Annotated in this window: 22 protein-coding genes; 7 read left to right on the top strand and 15 right to left on the bottom strand. The window is 67.7% G+C overall.

Annotation, left to right across the window (positions count from 1 at the left end; translation table 11 throughout):
• The first annotated feature begins 11 nt into the window (after nt 1-11).
• Entirely contained in the window at nt 12-1,415 is a 1,404-nt protein-coding gene (gene lpdA, locus IEX71_RS18160; protein WP_188838432.1) for a dihydrolipoyl dehydrogenase, read from the top strand.
• Between the two features lie 109 nt (nt 1,416-1,524).
• On the opposite strand, the gene IEX71_RS18155 is transcribed toward lpdA, so the two are convergent.
• Nucleotides 1,525-2,280, bottom strand: a complete 756-nt coding sequence (locus IEX71_RS18155) for a TetR/AcrR family transcriptional regulator (RefSeq protein WP_188838431.1) — start codon at nt 2,278-2,280, stop codon at nt 1,525-1,527.
• A gap of 116 nt (nt 2,281-2,396) precedes the next feature.
• Between IEX71_RS18155 and IEX71_RS18150 the strand changes: the two genes are divergently transcribed.
• Nucleotides 2,397-3,866: an MFS transporter gene (locus IEX71_RS18150; RefSeq protein WP_188838430.1), complete on the top strand. Its 1,470-nt coding sequence runs from the start codon at nt 2,397-2,399 to the stop codon at nt 3,864-3,866.
• A gap of 21 nt (nt 3,867-3,887) precedes the next feature.
• Here the strand turns inward: IEX71_RS18150 and IEX71_RS18145 are convergent, their stop codons facing one another.
• From IEX71_RS18145 to hisD, 7 genes are all read right to left on the bottom strand, one after another.
• Nucleotides 3,888-4,598 (bottom strand): SseB family protein, encoded by a 711-nt coding sequence (locus tag IEX71_RS18145; protein WP_188838429.1) that lies wholly within the window; start codon nt 4,596-4,598, stop codon nt 3,888-3,890.
• Nucleotides 4,595-5,338, bottom strand: a complete 744-nt coding sequence (priA, locus tag IEX71_RS18140) for a bifunctional 1-(5-phosphoribosyl)-5-((5-phosphoribosylamino)methylideneamino)imidazole-4-carboxamide isomerase/phosphoribosylanthranilate isomerase PriA (protein ID WP_188838428.1) — start codon at nt 5,336-5,338, stop codon at nt 4,595-4,597. The genes IEX71_RS18145 and priA overlap by 4 nt, the downstream gene beginning before the upstream one ends.
• Before the next feature lie 92 nt (nt 5,339-5,430).
• A complete protein-coding gene (gene hisH / locus IEX71_RS18135) occupies nt 5,431-6,063 on the bottom strand; it encodes an imidazole glycerol phosphate synthase subunit HisH (RefSeq protein WP_188838427.1) in 633 nt (210 codons plus the stop codon).
• Nucleotides 6,060-6,680 carry a hypothetical protein gene (locus IEX71_RS18130; protein ID WP_188838426.1) on the bottom strand — a complete coding sequence of 207 codons (621 nt, stop codon included), beginning with the start codon at nt 6,678-6,680 and terminating at the stop codon, nt 6,060-6,062. The genes hisH and IEX71_RS18130 overlap by 4 nt, the downstream gene beginning before the upstream one ends.
• 5 nt (nt 6,681-6,685) lie before the next feature.
• On the bottom strand, nt 6,686-7,294 hold the full coding sequence (hisB, locus tag IEX71_RS18125; RefSeq protein ID WP_188838425.1) for an imidazoleglycerol-phosphate dehydratase HisB: 609 nt from the start codon (nt 7,292-7,294) through the stop codon (nt 6,686-6,688).
• Nucleotides 7,291-8,400, bottom strand: a complete 1,110-nt coding sequence (locus IEX71_RS18120) for a histidinol-phosphate transaminase (RefSeq protein WP_188838424.1) — start codon at nt 8,398-8,400, stop codon at nt 7,291-7,293. The genes hisB and IEX71_RS18120 overlap by 4 nt, the downstream gene beginning before the upstream one ends.
• A complete protein-coding gene (hisD, locus tag IEX71_RS18115) occupies nt 8,397-9,740 on the bottom strand; it encodes a histidinol dehydrogenase (RefSeq protein WP_188838423.1) in 1,344 nt (447 codons plus the stop codon). Before hisD ends, IEX71_RS18120 begins: the two co-directional genes overlap by 4 nt.
• 61 nt (nt 9,741-9,801) lie before the next feature.
• On the opposite strand from hisD, the gene IEX71_RS18110 reads away from it, so the two are divergent.
• A complete protein-coding gene (locus IEX71_RS18110; RefSeq protein ID WP_229749844.1) occupies nt 9,802-10,734 on the top strand; it encodes an ABC transporter permease in 933 nt (310 codons plus the stop codon).
• On the opposite strand, the gene IEX71_RS18105 is transcribed toward IEX71_RS18110, so the two are convergent.
• Nucleotides 10,686-13,610 carry a bifunctional [glutamine synthetase] adenylyltransferase/[glutamine synthetase]-adenylyl-L-tyrosine phosphorylase gene (locus IEX71_RS18105; protein WP_229749857.1) on the bottom strand — a complete coding sequence of 975 codons (2,925 nt, stop codon included), beginning with the start codon at nt 13,608-13,610 and terminating at the stop codon, nt 10,686-10,688. The two genes, IEX71_RS18110 and IEX71_RS18105, sit on opposite strands and share 49 nt — an antisense overlap.
• 74 nt (nt 13,611-13,684) lie before the next feature.
• Entirely contained in the window at nt 13,685-15,022 is a 1,338-nt protein-coding gene (locus tag IEX71_RS18100; protein WP_188838421.1) for a glutamine synthetase family protein, read from the bottom strand.
• 172 nt (nt 15,023-15,194) lie between these two features.
• On the opposite strand from IEX71_RS18100, the gene IEX71_RS18095 reads away from it, so the two are divergent.
• Both IEX71_RS18095 and IEX71_RS18090 read left to right on the top strand, forming a co-directional pair.
• A complete protein-coding gene (locus tag IEX71_RS18095; RefSeq protein ID WP_188838420.1) occupies nt 15,195-15,623 on the top strand; it encodes an SRPBCC family protein in 429 nt (142 codons plus the stop codon).
• On the top strand, nt 15,620-15,961 hold the full coding sequence (locus tag IEX71_RS18090) for an ArsR/SmtB family transcription factor (RefSeq protein ID WP_188838419.1): 342 nt from the start codon (nt 15,620-15,622) through the stop codon (nt 15,959-15,961). The genes IEX71_RS18095 and IEX71_RS18090 overlap by 4 nt, the downstream gene beginning before the upstream one ends.
• Nucleotides 15,962-16,033: 72 nt before the next feature.
• Here IEX71_RS18090 and IEX71_RS18085 read toward each other — a convergent pair whose 3' ends face one another.
• Nucleotides 16,034-18,355, bottom strand: coding sequence for an immune inhibitor A domain-containing protein (locus IEX71_RS18085; RefSeq protein WP_188838418.1), 2,322 nt, complete (start codon nt 18,353-18,355; stop codon nt 16,034-16,036).
• Between the two features lie 167 nt (nt 18,356-18,522).
• Here IEX71_RS18085 and panB point away from each other — a divergent pair, with 167 nt between their 5' ends.
• Nucleotides 18,523-19,383, top strand: coding sequence for a 3-methyl-2-oxobutanoate hydroxymethyltransferase (gene panB, locus IEX71_RS18080; protein WP_188838417.1), 861 nt, complete (start codon nt 18,523-18,525; stop codon nt 19,381-19,383).
• On the opposite strand, the gene IEX71_RS18075 is transcribed toward panB, so the two are convergent.
• Nucleotides 19,323-20,576 carry an MFS transporter gene (locus IEX71_RS18075; protein ID WP_188838416.1) on the bottom strand — a complete coding sequence of 418 codons (1,254 nt, stop codon included), beginning with the start codon at nt 20,574-20,576 and terminating at the stop codon, nt 19,323-19,325. The two genes, panB and IEX71_RS18075, sit on opposite strands and share 61 nt — an antisense overlap.
• A gap of 133 nt (nt 20,577-20,709) precedes the next feature.
• On the opposite strand from IEX71_RS18075, the gene IEX71_RS18070 reads away from it, so the two are divergent.
• Nucleotides 20,710-21,168, top strand: coding sequence for a hypothetical protein (locus tag IEX71_RS18070; protein WP_188838415.1), 459 nt, complete (start codon nt 20,710-20,712; stop codon nt 21,166-21,168).
• Here IEX71_RS18070 and IEX71_RS18065 read toward each other — a convergent pair.
• The 3 genes from IEX71_RS18065 to xylA all read right to left on the bottom strand — a co-directional run bounded on the left by IEX71_RS18065 (nt 21,106) and on the right by xylA (nt 25,242).
• Complete coding sequence (locus tag IEX71_RS18065) at nt 21,106-21,654, bottom strand: ribonuclease FAU-1 family protein (protein ID WP_188838414.1); 549 nt, start codon at nt 21,652-21,654, stop codon at nt 21,106-21,108. The two genes, IEX71_RS18070 and IEX71_RS18065, sit on opposite strands and share 63 nt — an antisense overlap.
• A gap of 155 nt (nt 21,655-21,809) precedes the next feature.
• Nucleotides 21,810-24,050 carry a beta-glucosidase gene (locus IEX71_RS18060; protein WP_229749843.1) on the bottom strand — a complete coding sequence of 747 codons (2,241 nt, stop codon included), beginning with the start codon at nt 24,048-24,050 and terminating at the stop codon, nt 21,810-21,812.
• Between the two features lie 10 nt (nt 24,051-24,060).
• A complete protein-coding gene (gene xylA, locus IEX71_RS18055) occupies nt 24,061-25,242 on the bottom strand; it encodes a xylose isomerase (protein ID WP_188838413.1) in 1,182 nt (393 codons plus the stop codon).
• Nucleotides 25,243-25,278: the final 36 nt, after the last annotated feature.

Here is a 25,278-nt window from a genome sequence, read left to right as displayed (position 1 = left end):
CGTTACGAAGCGTGGCACAACACTTTGACGTCGTCGTCCTCGGTGCAGGCCCCGGTGGGTATGTCGCAGCGATCCGCGCGAGCCAACTCGGCCTCAAGACCGCCATCATCGAAAAGCAGTACTGGGGCGGTGTCTGCCTCAATGTGGGCTGCATCCCGTCCAAGGCGCTGCTGCGCAACGCGGAGATCGCGCACATCCTCACCAAGGAGGCAAAGACCTTCGGCATCTCCGGTGACGCGACCATGGACTTCGGCGTCGCGTGGAAGCGCAGCCGTGGCGTCGCCGACGCCAGCGCCAAGGGCGTGCACTACCTGATGAAGAAGAACTCCATCACCGAGTTCGAGGGCACCGGCACCTTCACGGACGCGCACACCATCGCGGTGGAGCTGACGTCCGGTGAGAGTGAGACGGTGACCGCCGACAACGTGATCATCGGGACCGGCGCGACCACCAGGCTGATCCCCGGCACCGAGCTGTCCGAGCGCGTCGTCACCTACGAGGAGCAGATCCTCACCGAGGATCTGCCGAAGTCGATCATCATCGCCGGCTCCGGCGCGATCGGCGTCGAATTCGCCTACGTCCTGGCCAATTACGGCGTCGAGGTGACGATCGTGGAATTCCTGGACCGCATGGTGCCGACCGAGGACGCCGACGTGTCCAAGGAATTGCTGCGCCACTACAAGAAGCTCGGCGTCAAGGTCATGCTCTCGACCAAGGTCGAGAAGATCGAGGACAGCGGCTCCGGTCCCGTCAAGGTGACCGTCTCCCCCGCTGCCGGCGGCGAGACCACCGTACTCGAGGCCGACAAGGTGCTGCAGGCCATCGGCTTCGCACCGCGGCTGGACGGCTACGGCCTGGAGGCGACCGGCGTCGCGACCACCGACCGGGGCGCCATCGCCGTGGACGCGCGTGGCCGCACCAACGTCGAAGGTGTCTACGCGATCGGCGACGTCACGGGCAAGCTGATGCTCGCTCACACCGCCGAGGCGATGGGTGTCGTGGCCGCCGAGACGATCGGCAACGCCGAGACGGTCGAGATCGACTTCGACATGATCCCGCGTGCGACGTTCTGCCAGCCGCAGATCGCGTCCTTCGGCTACTCCGAGCAGCAGGCCAAGGACAAGGGTTATGACGTGAAGACCGCGTCGTTCCCGTTCTCGGCCAACGGCAAGTCCCGCGGTATGGCGGAGACGGCCGGCTTCGTCAAGATCGTCGCGGACGCCAAGCACAACGAGATCCTGGGCGGCCACCTCATCGGCCCGGAGGTCACCGAGCTGCTGCCCGCGCTGACGCTGGCACAGAAGTGGGATCTGACCGCGGACGAAGTCGCCCGCAACATCTTCGCGCACCCGACGCTGTCCGAGGCGATGAAGGAAGCCATCGAGGGCATCGCCGGCCACATGATCAACCTGTAGCTCCACATGCCGAGAGGCTCAAAACGCTCTCCACAGGCTCAGAAGAACCGCCGACAAGTCGGCGGTTCTTCTGAGCCTGTGGGCGTTCTTGTGAGCCTGTCGGCGAAGTTCAGCGCTTGGCCCGGGATGCGGGGTTGCGCGCCTCGATCCCGGCGATCAGCACCTCGACGCCGAACGAGAAACGCTCCTCGCTGTCGCCGTTCATCATCACGTCGAGATTGGCCGTGACCGTCGGGTAGCGCTCGGGAGGAAGCTGCGCGAAGTAGCCACGAACCTGCTCGATCCACTCCGTGCCCGCCTTGAGCGCGGCAGCGTCGTCGCCATCAGCGGCACCGAAGCGCTCACGCAACACATGGCCCTCGAACGCGTCGGCACCGATGTAGAGGGCCAGGCGGTCGAAGAGCCACGTGGCATCCCGCGGTGAGACCCCCTGATCGATCATCGTCGACAGCATCTTCTCCACGCCGTCCAGCGCCCGAGGGCCCGTGGGTATGTCGGCAAAGCTCAGCTTGGCCAGATCGCGGTGCCGCCGCAGCAATTGGTACATCCCCCAGGCGAATTCGCGCAGCATGTCCTGCCACGGCTGGTCGGGGTCGGGGTCGTCCACCTCAGTGAGCGCCAGCTCGTAGGCCGCCGCGAGTAGCTCGCTCTTGCCCGCGACATGGGCGTAGAGGCTCGCTGCGCCTGTGCCGAATTCTGTCGCGACACGACGCATGCTGACCGCATCGACGCCCTCTGCGTCAATGATGTCCAGCGCCTTCGCCACGATCGCCTCGCGGCTCAGCGCGGGCTTGTCGGTTCGCTTCGGGCGGGCGGCCTTCTTCGGTTGCCGCCACGGTGCGGGCGGAAGTTCGTCCATCGGCATACGAGCACCGTACTTGACACGAACACTGTTCGTGCGTAGAACAGTGTTCGTGTTATCGCGAACACTGTTCGTCCATCTCGCGATCTCCTCATCCCATACGTGAAGGGACATGTCTCATGACAGTGCAACTTGCCCCACCGGGGAGCGCCGACGCAACCTCTCCGGCATACCGGTGGCGCTGGCTCGCATTGCTGGTCGTACTGTCCGCCGAGGTGATGGATCTGCTCGATGCCCTCGTCACGAGCATCGCCGGGCCGACCATCACCGACGAGCTGGGTGGCGGCGGCGTCACCATCCAGTGGCTCTCGGCGGGTTACACACTTGCCATGGCGGCCGGACTGCTCATCGGCGGACGCCTCGGCGACATGTTCGGACGCAAGCGGATGTTCCTCATCGGGATGGCGGGCTTCACGCTCTTCTCCTTACTGTGCGCGGCCGCCCAGGACCCGACAATGTTGATCACCAGCCGCGCCCTGCAGGGATTGCTCGGCGCGACACTGCTGCCACAGGGCCTGGGCATCATCAATGAGATGTTTCCGCCCGCAGAACGCGCGAAAGCGTTCGGTGCATTCGGTCCGATCATGGGCATCGGTGCGGTCGGCGGGCCGATCCTGGCGGGCTGGCTGATCGACGCCGACCTGCTCGGGCTCGGCTGGCGCGCAATCTTCGCGATCAACATCCCGATCGGAATCATCGGCATCGTCGGCGCCGTGCGCTACCTGCCGAAGAACCGTCCCGACCGGAGCCTGGGCCTCGACGTCTCCGGCGTGATACTCGCTGCCGCGGGGATGTTCCTGCTGGTCTACCCATTGGTGCAAGGACGCGAACACGACTGGCCGCTCTGGTGTTTCGTAATGTTCACCGCGGGCCTGCTCGCATTCGTCGCCTTCGCATTTCTCGAGCGCAGCAGGGACCGGGCAGGTCGTTCGACGCTCGTGGTGCCGTCACTGTTCACCAAGCGCGCGTTCACCGGCGGGCTCATCACCGGATTGGCGTTCTTCAGCGCGCTGATGGGCTCGTCGCTGGTGCTGACGCTCTACCTGCAGCTCGGCCTGCACTACACGCCGTTGCAAGCAGGTCTGACCGCCATCCCGCAGGCGGTCGCCATGATTGTCGGCTTCGGAATCGGACAACCACTGACCGCCAGGATCGGCCGGACCACGATGCACCTCGGCTACCTCGTGGTCATCGCGGGCCTCGGAGTCCTCGTGGCGACCATCAGCTGGTCGGGCGCATCGATCGACGCACTACGTCTCGCGCCCGCGCTGACCCTGATCGGCACCGGCATGGGTATGGCGATGACTCCGTTCTTCGACATCGTCATGAGTGGGGTCGAGGACCAGGAATCAGGGTCAGCATCCGGGTCGATGACTGCGGTCCAGCAGATCGGCAGTGCACTCGGTGTCGCAGTCCTGGGCACCGTGTTCTTCGGACAGGTCGACGGTCACGGAGCCTCCGTGGCCGACTCCTTCGGTCACGCGACGCAGATCACGACCTGGGTTGCGATAGGAGCGATGGTGGTCGCCTTCGCGCTGACCTTCCTGTTGCCAAGGCGGGCCCGCGACGACCTACCGGCCACCCACTGAGTGCACGCCCCGCGGCGGGGATCAGCCCTTGGCGGAAACCACGGAGAAGGCGAGCCCGTCGATACGGGCACGGGTCTCGCCGTCGGTCGCGATCTGCTCCCCCACCCGACGAGCCAGCGCCTGCAGCTCCGGCTGGGTCAAGCCGGGTAGCACCGACAGAACCACGCGCAGCTCACCGGGCGCTTCGCCGGCCTCGCAGCGTGCTTCGGCGATCTCCGGCTCGTCGTGCACGGCCTTCGAAACGCCTTGGCGCACATGGTCGTCCAGGTGCGGCGGCTGCCACGTCATACGCTGCGCGAGCGCCCAGACCATGCTGGGTCGCAGCACCAGCGACCGGGTGGCCACATCGAGCACCATCACGTCGCAGCGCTCCGCGATCGCGGCCTGCGCCGCCAGGTCGGCGCGCACCGGTGACGGCCGGGCCTCGGCGTCCCATGCGTTGAGCGCGGCGGTGTCGGTGAAGATCGGCAGCGCGCGTTCACCGGACGGAGCGGTCAGCGTCACGACCGCCATGTCGGTGTTGCGGTGCGCATCCTCGGTCAGTGCCGCGACGATCGGCACCAACAGTCGCGCCTGCGACAGCGCTGCCATCAGCGCCGTTTCGTCGTCCGGGGTCTCCAACGCCTCGTCCAGGGTTGCGTCGATCGACCCGTCGTCGTTGTCGAAACCGGTGCCGGTCAGGGACCTTCCGGAGAAGGTCTGCCCGGAGGAGTCGGCGTGCTCGTGGCTCATCGCGGGCGGCCCGCGAGGTCCAGGGCGTCGCCCAACTCGAACGCTCCCCTGTAGAGCGCCGATCCGATGATCGCGCCCTCCACACCGACCGGCACCAGCCGACGCAGAGCACGTATGTCGTCCAGCGTCGACACACCACCGGAGGCGACGACCGGGCGGTCAGTGCGAGCGCAAACGTCTTGCAGCAGAGCGACATTGGGGCCCTGCAGCATGCCATCCTTGGCCACATCGGTCACGACGTAACGAGCGCAGCCCTCGCTGTCGAGACGTTCGAGCGTCTCCCAGAGGTCACCGCCCTCCTGGGTCCAACCGCGTGCGGCCAACGTCGTGCCGCGCACGTCCAGGCCGACGGCGATGCGGTCGCCGTGGCTGGCGATCGCCTGTGCCGTCCATTCGGGGTCCTCAAGGGCGGCGGTGCCGACATTGACGCGACGGCACCCGGTCGCCAGTGCTCTCGCCAGCGACTCCTCGTCCCGTATGCCGCCGGACAACTCGACCTTCATGTCCAACTGCCCGACGATGCCGGCGAGCAGCTCTGCGTTGCTGCCGCGCCCGAACGCCGCGTCGAGGTCGACCAGATGCAGCCACTCGGCCCCGGCGTCCTGCCAGGCGAGCGCAGCCGCCAGCGGATCGCCGAACTGGCCGCCCGTGCCGGCGACGCCTTGCACGAGCTGGACGGCTTGGCCGCCGGCCACGTCCACGGCGGGCAGCAGTTCGAGCCGCGGCTCCTGGTCAACCATCGAAATCTCCTCGGATTGCATGTATTTCAACTTCTCGAACGTCCGAACGCCTGGTCTCGACGCGGGGCCGCGCTACTCGACCAGCACGCACATCACAGCGTGCGCAGCCAGTTGTCGACCAGCTGCGCGCCCGCGTCTCCGGACTTCTCCGGGTGGAACTGGGTGCCGGCCAATGCACCGTCCTCGATCGCCGCCACGAAGCTCGTGCCGTGTTCGGCAGTCGTCACGACCGGCTCGCCGCCGATGCGACTGGCGTCGAGCCGGCGGGCGGCATACGAGTGGACGAAGTAGAAGCGCTCGTCGCGCACGCCGTCGAACAGCCGTGAGCCGGGCGCCGGGGTGACGTTCGACCAGCCCATGTGCGGCACGACGGGTGCATCGAGGCGCTCGACGATGCCGGCGAAATGACCCAGGCCCGGCGGTGGCGGCTGGATCGAAGTCGGCTCGGTCGAGCCGTCGAAGAGCACCTGGAAGCCGACACACACGCCGAGGACCGGACGGCCCAGTCGCAGCCGGTCGGCAATGATCTCCGCTCCCCCGGCGGTGCGCAGTCCGGTCATGCAAGCGTGGAAAGCGCCGACGCCCGGGACGTAGAGTCCGTCCGCGCGCACCGCAGCCTGCCGGTCCGCGGTCAGCGTGACCTGCGCGCCGACCCGCTCGAGCATCCGGACGACGGAGCGGACGTTGCCGCTCCCGTAGTCGAGGACCACGACATGCTTGCTCACAGTTGCTCCAGCTCGGTGCGAATCTCTTTGTCTTCCTTGGTGACCCGGGAAAAGCGCTCGACGGCCTTCGTCGTCGGCTCGACCAGCGCCGCTCCCTCGGCGTCCTTGACCTGACCGCTCAGCAGGCGTTCGCCGGGCAGCGCGAGAGCACCCATCAGGTCGGCCAGCACGTCGTCGAGCACGGAAGTGCGTTCCGTCAGAATCTCCCGCAGCGAACGCACCGACTCCGGCACGACGCCGGCCGCCATCGCCATGTCACCGGGCCGCGCCAACGGCAGGCCGGGCAGACCGGACACGCCGTCGCCGCGCTCCCACACCAGCCAGCGCGGCAGCGCCCGCCAACCGCGCGGATGCACCACGATCACGCCGCGGTCGTCCAGTCGGAAGAAGCCGATGGCCGCTCGCATCCGGCTCGGCACCCGGCGCGCCAGCAGCACGCGCACGGCGTCGTCATACGGACTGCCCGCCTGGGAGGGACCGCCGGGCACCACGGCTGTCCAGCCCGCCAACGGCACGACGTATGAGGGCACAACACCCTGCCGCAACCAGGCAGTGGTGGTCTTGACGTCTCCGTGCAGCAGCAGCACTCCCGAACGCCGCGAGGAGCCACGAGGCATGCGGTTTACAGCGCTCCCTTCGCGCTGGGGATGCCGATGACGCGCGGGTCCCGCGCGATCGCGGCACGCAATGCCCGCGCGACCGCCTTGAACTGTGCCTCGACGATGTGGTGCGGGTCGCGACCGGACAGCACCCGCACGTGCAGCGCGATCGCGGCGTGGTGGCCGAAGCTCTCCAGGACGTGCTGGGTCAGCGAACCGGTGTAGGTGCCGCCGATGATCGCGTAGATCTGACCCTCCGGCTCGCCGGTGTGGACGACGTAGGGCCGACCCGCGACATCCACGACGGCGTGCACCAGCGCTTCGTCCAACGGCACTGTGGCGTCACCGAATCGGGAGATGCCGCTCTTGTCACCCAGCGCCTCGCGCACGGCCTGGCCGAGCACGATCGCGGTGTCCTCCACGGTGTGGTGGGCGTCCACGTCGAGGTCGCCGGTCGCCTTGACCCGCAGGTCGATCAGGCTGTGCTTGGCGAAGCTCTCGAGCATGTGGTCGTAGAACCGCACACCGGTCGACACCTCGCTGACGCCGGTGCCGTCCAGGTCGACCGACAGGTCTATCTGGCTCTCCTTGGTGGCGCGTTCGATGTGCGCCGTGCGGTTATCGGTCGTCATGCCTGTTCTCCTTCGACAACTGCTCTCAGCGCCTGCAGCACGGCGTGGTTCTCGTCCGGGGTGCCGGCGGTGATGCGCAGGTGGTGTGGGATGCCGACGTCGCGCACGAGCACTCCGCGGTCCAGCAGAGCCTGCCAGGTCGCACCGGCGTCGGCGAAGCCGCCGACGAGCACGAAGTTGGCATCGCTCGGTACCGGCCGCAGACCCAACTCGGTGCATCCCGCCACGAGTTCGTCACGGGTGGCCTTGATCTGCTCCACCATCGCCAGCATCGGCTCCGTGTGCTCCAGTGCGGCGCACGCGACGGCCTGGGTCACCGACGACAGGTGGTAGGGCAATCGGACCAGCCGCAGCAGGTCCGTGAATTCCGTTGCTGCCGCAAGGTATCCGAGTCGAGCGCCAGCGAATGCGAACGCCTTGGACATCGTGCGACTCACGACCAACCGGTCACGCCCGGGCAACAGCGACACCGCGCTCGGCGTCCCGGGCCGGGAGAACTCCGTGTAGGCCTCGTCGACCACTACGATCGCGCGGTCGGTCGCGTCATAGATCCGCTTGACGACGTCGAGGTCGAGCGCCGTGCCGGTCGGGTTGTTCGGGGAGCACAGGAAGATCAGCTCCGGATCGTGCCGCAGCGTCTGCTCGACCGCGAGATCCCCGTCGAGGTCGAAGCGCTCGGGGTCTGCGTCCCGCAGGCCGTCGACCCAGGTGGTGCCGTTGCGACCACTGATCAGCGGGTGCATCGAGTACGACGGAGTGAAGCCGAGCGCGGTCCGTCCCGCTCCCCCGAACGCCTGCACGATGTGCTGCAGCACTTCGTTCGAGCCGTTGGCCGCCCAGACCTGCCCGGCCGTGACCGGCTCGCCGGTCGTGCCTTGCAGGTATGTCGCCAAAAGCTCTCGCAATCGGACGAATTCGCGATCCGGATAGCGGTTGAGCGATGCGGCGACAGCCATCACGTCGCGGGTGATCTGGTCGACCACCACCTGCGGCACCGGGTACGACGACTCATTGGTGTTGACCGCCACCGGCACGTCGAGCTGCGGCGCGCCATAAGGTGTCTGGCCGCGCAGCTCGGGGCGGACCAGGTCCTGCAGGGTGCTCATGTCGTTTCGAATCGCGCGGTCACTGCGGCGCCGTGTGCCGGCAGATCCTCCGCATCGGCCAGGGTCACCACGGTGTCGGCGATGTCCGCGAGCGCGTCGCGGGAGTAGTCGATGACGTGTATGCCACGCAAGAAGGACTGCACCGACAGGCCGCCGCTGTGGCAGGCGCATCCGCCGGTGGGCAGCACGTGGTTGGACCCGGCCGCGTAGTCGCCGAGGCTGACCGGGGCGTAGTCGCCCACGAAGATCGCACCGGCGTTGCGGATCCGAGCGGCCACGCCCGCGGCGTCGCGGGTCTGGATCTCGAGGTGCTCCGCGGCATACGCGTCGACGACGCGGACGCCCTCGTCCAACCCGTCGACGAGCACGATGCCCGACTGTGGTCCGCCCAGCGCGGCACGGACCCGCTCGACGTGCTTGGTGGCGGCGACCCGCTCCTCGAGCTCCTGCTCGACCTTCGTGGCCAGGGCCTCGCTGTCGGTGACCAGCACCGATGCGGCGAGTTCGTCGTGCTCGGCCTGGCTGATCAGGTCGGCGGCGACGAGCGCGGGGTCGGCGGTCTCGTCGGCGAGGATGGCGATCTCGGTCGGCCCCGCCTCGGCGTCGATGCCGATGGTGCCCAACAACAGTCGCTTGGCGGCCGCGACGTAGACGTTGCCCGGACCGGTCACCAGATTGACCGGCTCGCAGACGGTCTCGCCGGACTCGTCGAGGACGCCATACGCGAACATGGCGATCGCCTGGGCTCCGCCCACTGCATAGACCTCGTCGACGCCGAGCAGCGCGCACGCGGCCAGGATGGTCGGGTCGGGGTAGCCGACGAAGTCGCCGGTGTTGGAGCGCTGCGGCGGGCTGGCGACCGCCAGCGAGCCGACGCCGGCGATCTGCGCCGGAACGACGTTCATCACGACGCTGCTGGGATAGACGGCCTGCCCGCCGGGGACGTAGAGGCCGACCCGCTCGACAGGCACGTGCCGCTCGGTCACGGTGCCGCCGGACACGACCTCGGTCACCGAGTCGGTGCGGCGCTGCGCCTCGTGCACGATCCGGGCACGCCGGATCGACTCGTCGAGCGCATCGCGCAGCGCCGGCTTCAGTTGCTCCAGGGCTGCGGCGACGACCTCGGCGGGCACGCGCAGCGACTGCGGACGCACTCCGTCGAACTTCTCGTCCAGATCGAGCACGGCCTGCACGCCGCCGGCATGAACCTGCTCGCAGATCGGGCGCACGATGTCGAGTGCGGCCTCCACGTCGAGTTCGGCTCGGGGCAGCGTGCTGCGCAGGGCGCGGGCATCCAGGTCGGAGAGCGCCGCGCCACGCAGGTCAAGGCGGTTGATCACGGGTCGATTCTAGGTGGCCGGGCTGTCGCCGATACCGGGCCGTCCGATCCCCGGAATCGCCGTGACGAACCTGGTGGGCACCCACCTACGCCGGGGATACTGCAATCGTGAGCGAGCGAGCAGCGGTGCGAACGTGACCCTGGTGCAGATGCACGGCGCCCACGACGCGATCGTCGTCCTGGTTTTCACCGTCGTCGGCACGTTCATCGCCGCCGGCATCGTGCGCTGGGGACGGCTGGGCAGCGGCGCCGGGCAACTCACCGCGGGCCTGCGTGCCTGCGCTCAGCTCGCGATCGTCGGCGCCATCGTCGGCGCGGTGCTGCAGTCGTGGGCGCTGTCCCTGCTGTTCTGCGTACTGATGCTGTCGGTGGCGGCATACACCAGTGCGCATCGGATCCTCGGCCGCGCGACCTGGTGGACCCTGGCGCCCATTTGTGGAGGCGTTCTGCCCGGCGTGCTCGGCATGCTCGCGACCGGGCTGGTGCCGATCAAGCCGATCGCCGTCATCCCGGTGCTCGGCATCGTCGGCGGCAACTCGATGACCGCGACCTCGCTGTCCGGCAAGCGGATCCACGAATCATTGCGCACGCGGTACGGCGAGTTCGAGGCCGGGCTGAGCATCGGACTCACCCGCGCGGAAGCCGCCGATGTCGTCGCCCGTGACGACGCGGCGCTGGCGCTGATCCCTGGGATGGACCAGACCCGCACAGTCGGCCTGGTCACCCTGCCAGGAGCGTTCGTCGGCGCGTTGCTCGGCGGTGCGAGTGCGTGGGAGGCCGCTGCCGTGCAGCTGCTGGTGCTGGTGGCGCTCCTCGTCGCCCAAGCTGTCGCGGTCCTGATCACGACCGAACTGACCATCCACGGCCACCTAGGCGGGATCGGAGCCCCGCACGACCGACCCGCCAGGAAGTCGACCAGGGAATCCGGCAGGCGGTCGGGCAGCGATCAGCGGGTCGGGTCGGTGTCACGCTCGTCATCGGGGTCGGTGCCGTAGAACTCGCGCTCCACCACCTCACGTGCCCGCCGGGACACCTTCAGGTAGCGGTCGGACAACTGATACCCCGAACCGACCGGGGACCCGAGGATCCGCGCGATGCCATCGGCGTCGGCGAGCGCACCGGGCAGCGAGTCGACCGGCCGGCCGCGCCAGAGCACCGAGGCGTTGCGCAGCCGGCTGGCCAGCGTCCACGACTCGCGCAGATGGTCGGCGTCGTCTGCCTCGATCAGGCCGTGCTCGACCATCGCGCGCAACGGAGTCGTCGTGCCGGTGTGCCGCAACGCCGGGATGTCGTGCGCGTGCTGCAGCTGCGCCAGTTGCACCGTCCATTCGACGTCCGACAGACCTCCTCGACCGAGCTTGAAGTGCGTGCGGACATCGCCACCACGCGGCAATCGCTCGGCCTCCATCCGTGCCTTCAGCATCCGGATCGCGCGGACCGCCTTCTCGTCGATGCCGCCTTCCGGCCACCGCAACGGATCGATCAGCGCACGGAAGCTGACGCCCAGCTCTTCGTCACCGGCGATCGGCGCCGCTCGCAGCAGAGCCTGTGACTCCCAACCTTCGGACCACCGCTCGTAATAGGCCGCGTATGACGCGAGCGTTCGCACGATCGGACCGGCCTTGCCCTCCGGGCGCAGATCGGCGTCCACGACCAGGGCGGGATCCGGCCCGCCCGCGCTCAGACCCGTGCTGAGGAAGGTCACGACCTCCTCCGCCTGGCTCTGCGCGAGCTGGGGATCCGCGTCCGGCAGCGGATCGTGCACGAAGATCACGTCCGCGTCCGAGGAATAGCCCATCTCGCCGCCGCCGAGACGGCCCATGCCGATGATCGAGATGCCGGTCGAGATCGTCGTGTGCGTCTCCTTCTCGACGTGCCGGATGGCCAGCTCCAGCGTGCCCTGCAGGGTCGCGGAGGCCAGGTCCGTCAACGCTCTCTCGACCGCGTCGAGCTCCAGCTTGCCGGTCAGGTCGGCGACGGCGATGCGGATCAACTCCGTGCGGCGTGCGGAGCGGACCGCCAGCAGCGCCGCGTCGTCGTCCTGCGGTTGCCGGTCGACCGCGGCGCGCATCACGGTCAGCAACTGGTCGCGGGTCAGCGGCCGCAACGCGTGCGTGGAGCCGAAGATCCTTACCGCGGAGGGGGCGTTCTCGAGCAGTTGACCGACATACCGGCTGCTGGCCAGAGCCTTGGCCAGCGTCTCCGCCGCACGCCCCTCGTCTCGCAGCATCTTCAGGAACCAGTGCGTCGTCCCGAGCGCGTCGCTGAGCTTGCGGAAGGCGAGCAACCCCAGGTCGGGGTCGACCTCCTCGGCGAACCACTGGAGCATCACCGGCAGCAGGGTGCGCTGGATCGCGGCACGTCGGCTGACACCCGAGGTGAGCGCCTCCATGTGGCGCACCGCGCCCTTGGCATCTCGAAAACCCAATGCTGCGAAGCGATCCTGCGCGCTTGCCGGGCTCAGCCGGGCGTCGTCGCGGGACAGGTTGGCGACCGCCGACAGCAACGGCCGGTAGAAGATCCGCTCGTGCAATCGGCGGACCTGCGCAGCGCGCTCGCGCCACTGCTTGACGACGTCGGTCTCGGGGTTGGCCCGCAAGCCTATGGAGCGGCCCAGCACCCGCAGGTCGGCGGAGCTGTTCGGGATCAGGTGGGACCGCCGCATGCGGGACAACTGGATGCGGTGCTCCAGCACGCGCAACCGGCGGTAGGCCTGGTCCAGATCGTGCGCGTCGACACGGCCGATGTAACCGCCGCGGGACAACGAGGCCATGGCCGCGAGCGTCCCGCGATCACGCAGCCGCTCATCGGTGCGACCGTGCACCAACTGGAGCAGCTGCACACTGAACTCGATGTCGCGCAAGCCACCGGGACCGAGCTTCAACTGGCGGCCGACCTCGGCCTGCGGCACGTGGTCCTCGACCCGTCGCCGCATCGCCTGCACGTCCTCGACGAAGTGGTCACGGTCCGCTGCGCGCCAGATCAGCGGCCGGATCGCGTCGAGGTAGGCCTCGCCGACCTCCGCGTCGCCGGCGATCGGCCGGGCCTTGAGCAGCGCCTGGAACTCCCAGGTCTTGGCCCACCGCTCGTAGTAGGCGCGATGCGACTCCACCGACCGAACCAGCGGTCCCTGCTTGCCCTCCGGGCGTAGCGCGGGATCCACCGGCCACAGCGATCCCTCGCCGGTCGCCTCGGAGCACGCCCGCATCACCTCGGCGGCGAGCTTGTTGCCGACGGTCAGTGCATCGGCCTCGTCGACCCCGTCGGCCGGCTCGCAGACGAAGATGACGTCGACGTCGCTGATGTAGTTGAGCTCCAGCCCGCCGCACTTGCCCATGCCGATGACCGTCATCCGGCACGTGTCCGAGTCCTCGACGGTGTTGGTCGCGATCCGTAATGCCGCCGCGATCGCCGCACCGGCCAGCTCCGAGAGCGCCTCGGAGATCATCGGGAACTGCTCCACCGGGTCGTCGGTCAGGTCGACCGCTGCGATCTGCAGCAGTTGCCGGTAGTAGGCGACGCGCAGCGCGTCATACGCATCGGTGCCGGTGGTGTCCCCGACGCTGTCACTCAGCGCGGCATACAACGCATCGCGACCGCGCACCTCCGCGGCCACCACGTCCGGCCAATGCTCCGGGTGCCGCACCAGGTGATCGGTCAGTGCCGTTGATGCTCCGAGCAAGCGGACCAGACGGTCCCAACCGTCCCTGTCGTCGGTGAAGAGCGTTGCTATCCGGTGATTCTCGCTGTCCGACAGCACTTCGCCCAGTCGGACGAGCCCGAGCAGTGCATGGTCCGGCGAGGCCGCCTGCGCCAGCGATGCGACCGCCGCATCGACCAGCTCGGGTGCGATCCGGAGATCGCCGACCATGCCCTGCGCGCGCTCCACCTCGGTGAATCCGGCGCGCGCCAGCACGGAGCGGGAGACTGCAGGGCTCTCCGCGGTCACAACGTGCCCAGGTATCGATCCAGCTCGTACTGCGTGACCTGGTCGCGGTATGCCGCCCACTCGGCGCGCTTGTTGCGCAGGAAGAAGTCGAAGACGTGCTCGCCGAGCGTCTCGGCGACCAGCTCACTGTGCTCCATCAGGTGGATGGCGTGATCCAACGACGCCGGCAGCGGCTCGATGCCCATGGCGCGCAACTCCCGGTCGGTGAGCGCCCAGACGTTGTCCTCCGCCTCCGGCGGAAGTTCGTAGCCCTCGTCGACGCCCTTCATGCCGGCGGCCAGCAGCACCGCGTAGGTGAGGTAGGGGTTGGCCGAGGAGTCGATGGATCGCACCTCGACGCGTGAGCTCTGCCCCTTGGACGGCTTGTACATCGGCACCCGCACCATCGCGCTGCGGTTGTTGTGACCCCAGCACACGTGCGCCGGCGCTTCGGCGCCGCTCCAGATCCGCTTGTAGGAGTTGACCCACTGGTTGGTCACCGCGCTGATCTCCCCCGCGTGGTGCAGGATGCCGGCGATGAAACTCCTTGCCATCTTTGACAGTTGGTATGGCGCACCGGCCTCGAAGAACGCGTTGCGGTCCTCCTCGAAGAGCGAGACGTGCGTGTGCATGCCGGACCCTGGCGCGTCGGCCAGCGGCTTGGGCATGAACGAAGCGAAGACACCCTGCTCGAGCGCGACCTCCTTGATGACCGTCCGGAACGTCATGATGTTGTCGGCGGTCGTCAGGGCGTCGGCATACCGCAGGTCGATCTCGTTCTGGCCCGGCCCGGCCTCATGGTGCGAGAACTCCACCGAAATGCCCATCTGCTCCAGCAGAGTGATCGCCGAGCGCCGGAAGTCATGGCCGGTGCCGTGCGGGACGTGGTCGAAAAAACCGGAGTTGTCGACCGGCACCGGCGGCCGGCCGGGCTGGATGTCCTTCTCGAAGAGGTAGAACTCGATCTCCGGGTGGGTGTAGAAGGTCAGTCCCTTGTCCGCGGCCTTGCCCAGCGCACGCTGCAGGACGTATCGCGGGTCTGCCATGCTCGCCGAGCCGTCGGGCAGCCGGATGTCGCAGAACATCCTCGCGGTCGCCGGATTTTCACCGCGCCACGGCAGCACCTGGAAAGTGTCCGCGTCGGGTAGCACCAGCATGTCGGACTCGTAGACCCGGGCCAGTCCTTCGATGGAGCTGCCGTCGAATCCGATGCCCTCGGCGAAGGCTCCGTCCAGCTCGGCCGGCGCCACGGCCACCGACTTCAGCGTGCCCAGCACGTCGGTGAACCACAGTCGGATGAACCGGATGTCGCGTTCCTCGATCGTCCGGAGGACGTATTCCTGTTGTCGATCCATAAGTTGGGTCCTCCTCAATCGCGCACGGTCGCGGCGGGTTGCTCGGTCCCATGAGACTCATGCTGTCGATCCATAACCGAATCCTGCCTTACTCGAGCACAGCGGGTCTTGCGACCCGATGCATTACCTGATAGTAATATATTACTACTTGGTAATTGATGAAGGAGAGACCATGCCCACCGTCACCCGGACCATCACCATCCCGCGCGACACCGCCGCTGTATGGCGCCAGTTCACCTCCGCGGAGGGCCTGCGCAGGTGGCTGTCGGCGGACATCACGATCGACCTGCGTCGTGGCGGCGCCTACCGCATGCTGGGCGGCGACGGAGGAACGTGGATCAGCGGCGTCGTGCTCGAGTTCGAGCCGGAGAAGCTCTTCGTCCTGTCCTGGCTCGAGGAGGACGCCGGCTGGATGCACCCCGGCCGTTTGACGATCGCATTGGAAGGCGGCGGCGAGCAGACCGCGGTCACCCTCACCCACGACGGTTTCGCCGGCATCGGCACGCCGACGTGGGAGCGCGCCGAGGCGGCATACGAGCGCGGCCTCGAGCGGCACCCCGTCCTCGAGCGGCTGACCGACGCCGTCGTGACAGCCGCATGACCGAGCAGGTCGATCCGTTCCGGGCCATCGCCGACCCGACGCGTCGCAGCATGCTCGACCTGCTGGCCGAGCGCGGCACGCTCACCGTCGGTGAGCTCGCGGCCGCGTTCCCCGAACTGGTCGCCTCTGGCATCTCCAAGCACCTGATGACGCTGCGAGCGGCCGGCCTGGTCCGGGCCCGCAAGGACGGTCGCAACCAGCACTACGAGATCGACCGGGACGGCTGGCGCGCCGCCTTCGCCCCCTGGGTGCAGCGGTATGGCGACTACTGGTCCACCGCTCTGGAGCGCCTGTCCGACGCGACCGTCGCGGACGACCCAGGTCGCACCACTGACTGAAACACCCTGTCGCGCAACGGAAAGCGCCGACCGGAAGAAAACTTCCGATCGACGCCTCCTCGTGCGGGGTGCTTACTTGGTGAACTTCACCTGCAGCAGCAGTCCGTCGCCCTGCTTGTGCTTGACGGCGATCTGCGTGCCGGTGCCGGCGACCTTCACCGAACCGGTCGGGTTCTCGGCCGACCAGTAGGCGTTGGTCCGCGAGTCGTCGAACAGCGGGATGCCCGCCTTCTTCGGCATCTGCAGCGTCGTGCCCTTGCGGTGCAGCGTGAACTTGTCGGTCTTGCTCGTGCCGAAGGTCGAGTCATAGGACTGGATCCGGTTGGAAGCGACCTCGCCGGTCTTCCACACGGTCGGGACCGGGTGGGCGTCGACCGGCAGCACCAGACCGCGGCCCGGGTGCACCGAGGTGTTGTTGTCCTCGAACTCGTTGTCGACGTACCAGACCAGCAGGCCGTCCTGGTAGGGGTAGTGCTCCACCCAGTCCGGCTTCTCGGGGCTGAAGCCGAAGTTGTACGGACCGGTCTTCAGCGTGGAGTCGTAACCGGAGTAGCGACGGGACTCGGCCAGGTAGTAGTGCGCGGCCGTGACGGTGTTGCTGCCGGTCATGCGGGTGAATCCGTCTGCGGTCCAGACGGATTCGGTCGACTCGACATCATCGGTGGTGGTCGTGCCGTCGATGGTCACTGCCAGGTCGTCGAGGAAGGCGCCGTCGTTGTGCACGCCACCGTCGGTCTGGTAGGCGAACCGGAAGAGCACCTTCTTGCCGACATACGGCGCCAGGTCGAAGTTGACCGAGGTCCACTCCTTCTTGGTCCCGGTCACACCGTCACCGACGTTGGTCCAGGTGGACCCGCCGTCGGTCGACACCTGACCGTAGAGGAAGTCGTAGTCCTGCTCGATGTCGTACCAGGCGGCCGCCGAGACCGAGGCCGACGACGCTCCGCTGAGGTCGATCTCCCGGGAGAGGGTCGTGTTCAGGTTGTCAGCGCTGCCGCTCCACCATTCGTACGAACCCGACTTCGGGGTGTTGTAGTCGGTGGTGATCTCCTTGTCCGGCAGGCTGACTGCGAGGGCCTGGGGCTCCTTCGCGTTGTCCATGTCGGCCGGGCCGAGGTGCACCTCGGAGTCGTCGCCGTACTTCACGGTCTGCAGGTCCGCCCAGCCGAGCTGAACCTTGGACCACGCATCCATGTAGCCGGGCGTCGTGCCGATGGCGTCCTCGCCGTGGTTGAGCCACGAGCCACTGCTCATCAGGCTCCAGAAGCCGACCGTGTTGTCGCCGCCGCCGGAGGTGTCGTAGAGGTCCGGCAGGCCCAGGTCGTGTCCGAATTCGTGTGTGAACACACCGAGTCCGCCGTTCTCCGGCTCGGTGGTGTAGTCGGAGACCCAGATCCCCGTGTCGCCGATCTGGACACCACCGGACTTGTTGCCCTGCGGTCCCGTCGTGCCGTAACCGGACTGCACGGCCCAGCGGTGCGACCAGATGGCGTCCTCGCCCTCCGCGCCGCCACCGGCCTCCTCGCCCTCACCTGCATGCAACGCCTCGTAGTGGTCGATGTAGCCGTCGGGCTCGTTGAAGTCGCCGTCACCGTCGAAGTCGTAGCGGTCCCAGGTGTCGAACTGCTTGAGCTCTTCCTTGACCTCGTCCTTGGTCTTGCCGGACTCGATCTGCTTGTTGTACCAGGACGTCAGCGAGTCGTTGACGAAGGACCAGTAGCCCTCGGCCTCGCTGGTGCCGTCACCCTTGACCGGGTTGTGCCCGTAGCGCGCCTCGTTGTAGGGCACCTTCACCCAGTCGCTCACCGTGGTGGACACGTCGAAGCGGCCCAGCGACTGGTCCTTGTAGAAGTTCTTGAACGACTCGCCGGTCCCGTTGAAGAGTTCGTCGTAGTGCGCCTGGTTGAAGTCGTCCACCCAGTAGGTCGAGTTGTTCTCGGTGCGATCCGGTTTCGGGATGGCGTTGTGCAGCGGTCCGGCCGAACCACCCGTCGCGTCCTTGGTCTTGTCACCGAACTCGGCGAGAGTGGTGAAGATCTTGGTCGACTGGTTCGGGTCGTACTGGACGTACTTCCCCTTCTTGGGCTGGGTGCCCTTGCCGCGCTTGCCCTGCTTCGCAGCCGATTCCGGCGCCTGCAGCTCGATGACCTTCTTGCCATCGATCGTCTTGACCTTGGCCTCGCCCTTGATCAGCTTGTTGACGGCCGCCTTGCGTTCGGCAGCCTGTCGCTCAGCGCGGGGGTTGGGCAGATTGTCGGCGCGGTGCGTGAGGCCGGGTCCGGCCGAAGGCACCGCCTGTGCATCGGCGGGCTGGGTAAGCCCTGCGATGGCGAAGGACGCCGTGGCGGCGAATGCCGTCGTCCCGGCGACCGTCTTGAAGACGCGTCTTGTCACTGTTCCTCCAACTTAAAAGAGACCGCCTCGAACGGGGATGTGAGGCGGGCCGTGCACAGCCTGACGAACTCTGCGCGAAATCGCGGGCAATCATCAGCTTCCTTTAATGTTTCCATGCCTGACCTTGGCGATCTCTTTACTTTCTGTTCGCCGATAGGCTCGCTGTCATGACGGACAAGACCCCGGAAGTGAACGCCCCCTACGGCACTGGAGCTCAGGCCGCGCCGCAGCGGCGGGTTCGCGTGCCGCACCTGCAGGCCAAGAAGACCAAGGGCGAGAAGTGGGCCATGCTCACGGCATACGACATGTATGCCGCGGAAATCTTCGACGAAGCCGGCATCCCGGTGCTGCTCGTCGGTGACTCCGCCGGCAACAACGTCTTCGGCTTCGAGACGACCGTGCCGGTGACCGTCGATCATCTGGTGCCGCTCACGCGCGCTGTCGCGACTGCAACATCGCGCGCCATGGTCGTCGCGGACCTGCCGTTCGGTTCCTACCAGGCGAGTCCGCAACAAGCGCTCGCCACCGCGACCCGTTTCATGAAGGAGGGGCTCGCCCACGCGGTCAAGCTCGAGGGCGGCAAGCCGATGGTTCCGGAGATCGAGTTGCTGGTGCGTGCCGGCATCCCCGTGATGGGGCACATCGGCTTCACCCCGCAGAGCGAGCACGTGCTGGGCGGATACCGTGTGCAGGGCCGTGGCGACGGCGCCGAGCGCCTGCTGGAGGACGCACTCGCCCTGCAAGAGGCGGGCTGCTTCGCAGTCGTCATGGAGATGGTCCCGGCACCGGTCGCGCGAAAGGTGACCGAAGCGCTGACGATCCCTACGATCGGCATCGGCGCCGGACCGGACTGCGACGCGCAGGTGCTCGTCTGGCAGGACATGGCCGGCCTGCGGGGCGGCAAGGCACCACGCTTCGTCAAGAAGTATGCCGATCTGCGCGGCGAGCTCGGTCGTGCCGCTCAGGACTACGCGCGCGAGGTCGCGTCCGGTGAATTCCCCTCTGCGGAGCAGAGTTTCGAGTCCTGACCCGCCGGTGGTGCCTTGCCCTTCGTCGGCACCGACCACCACATGACCGCGGCGGCCAGCAGCCCGAAGGCTCCGGAGACGATGATCCCGGCAGCAAGGGCGGCCGCTGCGGTCACGGCCGACAGGACGGCGGGGCCGACGGTCGCGCCCGCGTCGGAGAGCTCGCGCCAGATGCCGAGGAATTGCGCCCGTCCGACCGACGGCGAGAAGTCGGCACCGAGCGTCATCACCATGCCCGAGCCGATGCCGTTGCCGAAGCCGAGGATGCATGCGACCACGCACAACGGGACCGCGCCGTCCGTGAGCGGGATGGCCATCATCGACAGGCCCATCACGATCATGGAGGGCACGGTGACCCACCGTCGGCCGAACAGGTCCATCACCTTGCCCGCCGGATAGAAGACGAGCATGTCGATGCCACCCGCGATGCCGACGATGACGGAGATCGCCTGCGGTGACAGGCCCAGGCTCTCCGCCCACAGCGGGATGACCGCCTGGCGGGTGGCGCGGATCATCGCGACCAGCAGGATCCCCATGCCGACGGTGAGGAAGATCCGTTTGTAGTCGCGCGCGACAGCGCGGACCGTGGGGGCGTTCGCCGCGGAGTTGCTTCCGTCGGCGTGCGCCGGCAGGTCCTGCAGGGTCGCGCCCAGCAGGCCCGCGACTGCCAGCGCGAGGACGCAGACGGCATACGCACCGCGCAGGTGCCACAGGCCCATCGCCGCCGCCCCGATGAAGGGACCGAGGAACATCCCGACCCGCATCACTCCCCCGAGTGTCGACAGCGCTCGAGCGCGGTAGCGCACGGGCACCGCCTCGGTGAGGTAACTCTGCCGCGCGAGCATGAAGACCGAGCCACTGATGCCCATGAGGAAGGCGCCGGTCCCGAAGAGCACGAGGGTGTTTGCCGCCATACAGAGTGCTGCGGCGACAACTCCGACGACGGATGCGCCGATGATGGCGTGGCGTTCGCCGTACTTCGCGGTGATCACCGAGCTGGGCACGTTGAACAGCAACGAACCGATGTTGAGCAGGGTCACCATCAGGGCCGCGGTCGCCACCGAGCCGCCGAGGTCGCGCGCTGACAGCGGGACCACGGGGAGCATCGCGCCCTCTGCCACGCCGAAGAGCAGCGACGGAGCGTATGCCGGGATCGCCAGTCGTTTCAGGTCGAAGTCCGGCGCATCACTCATCGTTAGCCAGTCTAACGACCTCCGGACTCTGCCGATGGCGCACCTGATGTCGACGCCCTCGGCTCCCATCCGGAACGGCCACGGCACCGAACCACCGGGTGTCATTGTTCGCCGCATCGTCGCAGGAGCCGTCATGATCACTCGCGTCCTGGGCACGTCGTTGGATTCCCGGTTCCGGTTCGTGGTCGTCGTCGCTGCGGTGATCGCAGCCATCGCACACGTGCCCGTGATCCGGCCGCACCTGGACGAGGCGCCATACATGGGCGTCTTGTTCGTCGTGCTCACGGTTGCCTGCGTGACACTGGCCGTCACAGTGGTGGCGCATGACGGCTCACGCGTCTACGGGCTGGCGATCCTGACCTGCGGGTTGGCGGTGGTGGGGTATGCCGCGACCCGGCTCGTCGCCTTCCCGATGCTCTCGGACGATGTGGGCAACTGGCTCGAGCCGCTCGGAATCGTCTCCGTCGTCAGTGAATCCGTGGTCGTCGTCGCTGCGGCGATCGCGCTGCACGGGCACCGTCGGTCGGGGTCAGCGCAGCGCGGGCAGCTCGAGCCGTCGCCCGTCGGCGAGGTGCGTGGCGCCGGCATGTAACAGCTCGGCCGACGGGTCGGCGAGCTTCTGCTGCAGCGTGCGCACCTCCTCCACGGCGTGGGCGCGTGCCACCCGACCGATCACGCCCGACGCACACGCGCGGTCGAACTCGTCCTCGTCGTCCACGCCGAATGTGCCGTCCGCGTCGACATAGGGATCCAGCTCGAGGTCGTCATACATCCACACATCGCCCACCCGCAGCGGCGGCGTCGCGATGTCGATGTCGACGGCGCGCTCGGCGCGCCATACCCAATGGGCGACATACCATCCGCCGGCCGGCAGTAGGACCACACACGAACGACCCACGAGCTGCTCGTCCTGGGCGACCTCGCAGATCTCCTTGTGTCCGTCCGGGTGAACGCCGGTGTATATCGAGTGCGCCGGCGTGAAGACCCAGCAGCCGAGACTGTCCTGCTCCAGGACGTAGCCGCGCCAGCTGCCGGAACCGGCCGGCCGCTTCCACTTCTGAATCGTCACGACGTCCATGTGTCCATTGTCCGTCGGTTCTGCGCACGTGAGTAGCGGCGAAGGCGTGTCGTGCGAGGCGAGCACCGGGACCGGGCGACGCCGTGTACTGACCGGGGACGTTAGGTACGGCGGGTCGGCATGTTCCCGAACTGACCTATCGGACCACGTCGCGGTCAGTTGGGGCGTGCGGACCTCTCGATGAGCTCGTCCAGCAACGGCACCGCGTCACCGAGGCCGAACATCGTCATCGCCTTCGACATGTCCATCGAACTCATGATGCGCAGCACGGCAGGGTCGTCCTGGATCAGGGCGGCCTCCTTGTCTGGCAAGGCACGAACGAGCGTCCCGATCAGCACCTCGCCGCCGACGCTCGGATGGTCGAGCCACTCCTCCACCGACGACGTACGCGAAAGCGGTCGCACTGGCTCATTGCCCTCCAGCGAAATTGCCTGTGCCTGAACGATGTCGTGCGCGTTGTGACCGACCTCGACCGTGTAGTCACCCGCAGGGACGACCCATGCGTGGTCGGCGACATCCCAGTACGCGAACGCCCGCTCACCGAGCTCGAGCGTGACCTCGCGCGACTCCCCGGGCTCCAACTCCACGGAGGCGAACGCTCGCAGTTCGCGCGCGGGCCGCTGGACCGCGCCCGGCGGCGGAGCGACATACAGCTGTATGACGTGCCGGCCGGGACGCGAACCGGTGTTGGCCACCGTGACCGTCGCGGAGGCGCTCACGCTGCCGGTGACGTCGACCACCAGTCCGGTCGTCGCGAACGTCGTATAGCTCAGCCCGTGACCGAACGAGTAGCGGACCGGGACGCCGGTGGTCTCATACGACCGGTATCCGACGAAAACCCCCTCGCCGTAACGCACTTCGTCATGGTCGCCGGGAAAATTCAGGAAGGCCGACGTATGCCGCAGCTCCTTCGGCATCGACTCCGCGAGATGTCCGGACGGGTTGGCGACGCCGTACAGCAAGTCGGCCGTCGCCGCGCCGCCCGCCTGACCCAGTAGGAAGCAGTCCAGGATCGCCTCGACATTGTCGTGCCACTCCTCCACCGTCACGATGCCACCGTGCGACAGCACCACGACCGTTCGCGAAGCCACCTCTGCCACGGCATTGATCAGGGCGACCTGGTCCTCCGGCAACGACAGCCCGGCACGGTCGAAGCCCTCGGACTCCATGGCGTCCGGGAGACCGGCGAACACGACGGCGACCGAGCCTGCCGCCACGCGGACTGCTTCGGCCCGGAGGGACTCCGAATCACCGGAGCCGTCGAACGTGAAACCCGTTGCGAACTCGACGTTTTCGGCATGATCACGGATCGCGTCCAGCGCTGACTCGACCCGGGTGGCGTTGATGTGCGAGCTGCCGCCACCCTGGTAACGCGGGCTGCGCGCGAACTCACCGATGACCGCGATCGACGCAGCAGCGTCCAGCGGCAGCACCTCGGTGTCGTTCTTCAGCAGCACCGCACAGGCGCGGGCTGCCTGCCGCGCGATCTCGTGATGCGCGTCGAGGTCGAACAGCTCGGTCGGTTCCGCCACCCATGCCCGCAGCCCCAGCACGTTGCGGACCGCGCGGTCCAGGTCGGACTCGGCCAGCGACCCGTCCGCGACAGCGGCTTCGATCGCGGCCACCGCACCCGCCACGGGGCCGGGCATCTGCAGGTCGAGCCCTGCCGCGACAGAGGCCACTGGGTCACAGGTCGCGCCCCAGTCGGAGACGGTCGCACCGTCATACCCCCACTCGGCGCGGAGCAATTGCGTGAGCAGCCAGGGGCTCTCGGTCGCGTGCAACCCATTGACCAGGTTGTATGACGCCATGACCGTCGCCGGAGCGGAACGCTTGACCACCGCTTCGAACGCCGGCAGGTAGATCTCCCGCAACGTCCGCTCATCCGCGACCACGTCGACCCGCATGCGGCCGGTCTCCTGGTTGTTCGCCGCGAAGTGTTTGACCGAGGCGCCGACACCGGCTCCCTGCTGGCCGTTGACATGCGCGACGCCGAGTTCGCCGGACAGCAGCGGATCCTCGGAGTAGTACTCGAAGTTCCGACCGCACAATGGTGTGCGCTTGATGTTCACGCCAGGGCCCAGCACGACGTCGACACCCAACGAACGCGCCTCGTGCGCAATGGTTTCGCCGATCGTCCGGGCCACTGAGGTGTCCCAGCTGCAGCCGACCGCGACGGCCGGTGGGAAGCACGTCGCGGGCGAGGCGGCGTTGAGGCCGAGTTCCTCGCCCGTGGCGTGCCGAACACCGTGCGGACCGTCGGCGACCTGGACACTGCCGATGCCGTGCTCGGGCACATCCGTGGTGGCCCAGAAGTCCTTGCCGACGAGCAGCGCAGCCTTCACCCGGACCGGAAGCGCACCCACGTCCACCGCAGTGGCCTGATCAGCGGTCACCGAACGTCCCTCAGCGACCCGTGAGGTGCTCGACCGCGAGCTGGTTGAGCTTGACGAATCCGTAGTCACGCTCGGACGCCTGCTGCACGTCGAACCCGTCGTCAGCGGCCAGGAAGTCGGTGAGCGACTCGCCCGCGGCCAGCGTCGGCTCCTGCAGCGCGGTGACACCGGCATACTCCATCGCCTCGGTCACCCGCGGGTCGGCCCGGAAGGCGCGGGCCTTCTCCGCCAGGTGCAGGTAGGTCGACATGCAGGCCTTGGCCGATTCCCACACTCCCGGCATGTTCTCGGTGCGCGACGGCTTGTAGTCGAAGTGCCGCGGTCCGGTGTAGCGGGGCGCGTCGGGCTGCCCGGGGAAGCCGTTCTCGAGCAGGTCGACGGTGAAGAACGCCGACAGCAGGTCGCCGTGCCCGAAGACCAGGTCCTGGTCGTACTTCAGGCCGCGCTGACCGTTGAGGTCCAGGTGGAAGAGCTTGCCGCTCCACAGCGCCTGCGCCAGCTGGTGGCTGTAGTTGAGGTTCGCCATCTGCTCGTGACCCGTCTCCGGGTTGAGGCCGACGATGTCACCGTTGTCGAGCTCGGCGATGAAGGCCAACGCGTGGCCGACGGTCGGCAGGAAGATGTCGCCGCGCGGCTCGTTGGGCTTGGGCTCCAACGCGATTCGCAGACCGTAGTCCTTGGTCTTGATGTATTCCGCGACGGTGTCCAGCCCCTCCTTGTAGCGCTCGAGGGCGGCGTGGACGTTCTTGCTGCCGTCGTACTCGGCGCCCTCCCGGCCGCCCCACATCACGAAGGTCTCCGCTCCGCACTCCGCGGCGATGTCGACGGCCTCCAGGATCTTGCGCAGGCCGAAGCGACGGACACCACGGTCGTTGCTGGTCAGTCCACCGTCCTTGAACACCGGGTGAGTGAAGGTGTTGGTGGTCACCATCTCGATGGTGATGCCCGACTCGTCACACGCCTTCTTCAGCTGGTCGACGCGCGAACGCTTCGTCGCCGCGTCGGCGTCGAAGGGGAAGACGTCGTTGTCGTGGAAGGTGATGCCCCAGACACCGAGGTCCGCGAGGTGCTTGACGTATTCCCACGGCTCGAGCGGCTCGCGGGACGCCGTGCCGAAGGGGTCGACGCCCGTCCAGCCGACGGTCCACAGACCGAAGGAGAACCTGTCGTCGGGTGTCGGGGTGTTTGCCATGGGGATGCCTGCTTCCTGGTAGTGATCGATCAAGTG

This window comes from Flexivirga endophytica, from assembly GCF_014640635.1.
GTDB classification, from domain to species: Bacteria; Actinomycetota; Actinomycetes; order Actinomycetales; family Dermatophilaceae; genus Flexivirga; species Flexivirga endophytica.
This window is presented reverse-complemented; position numbering and strand designations above follow the sequence as displayed.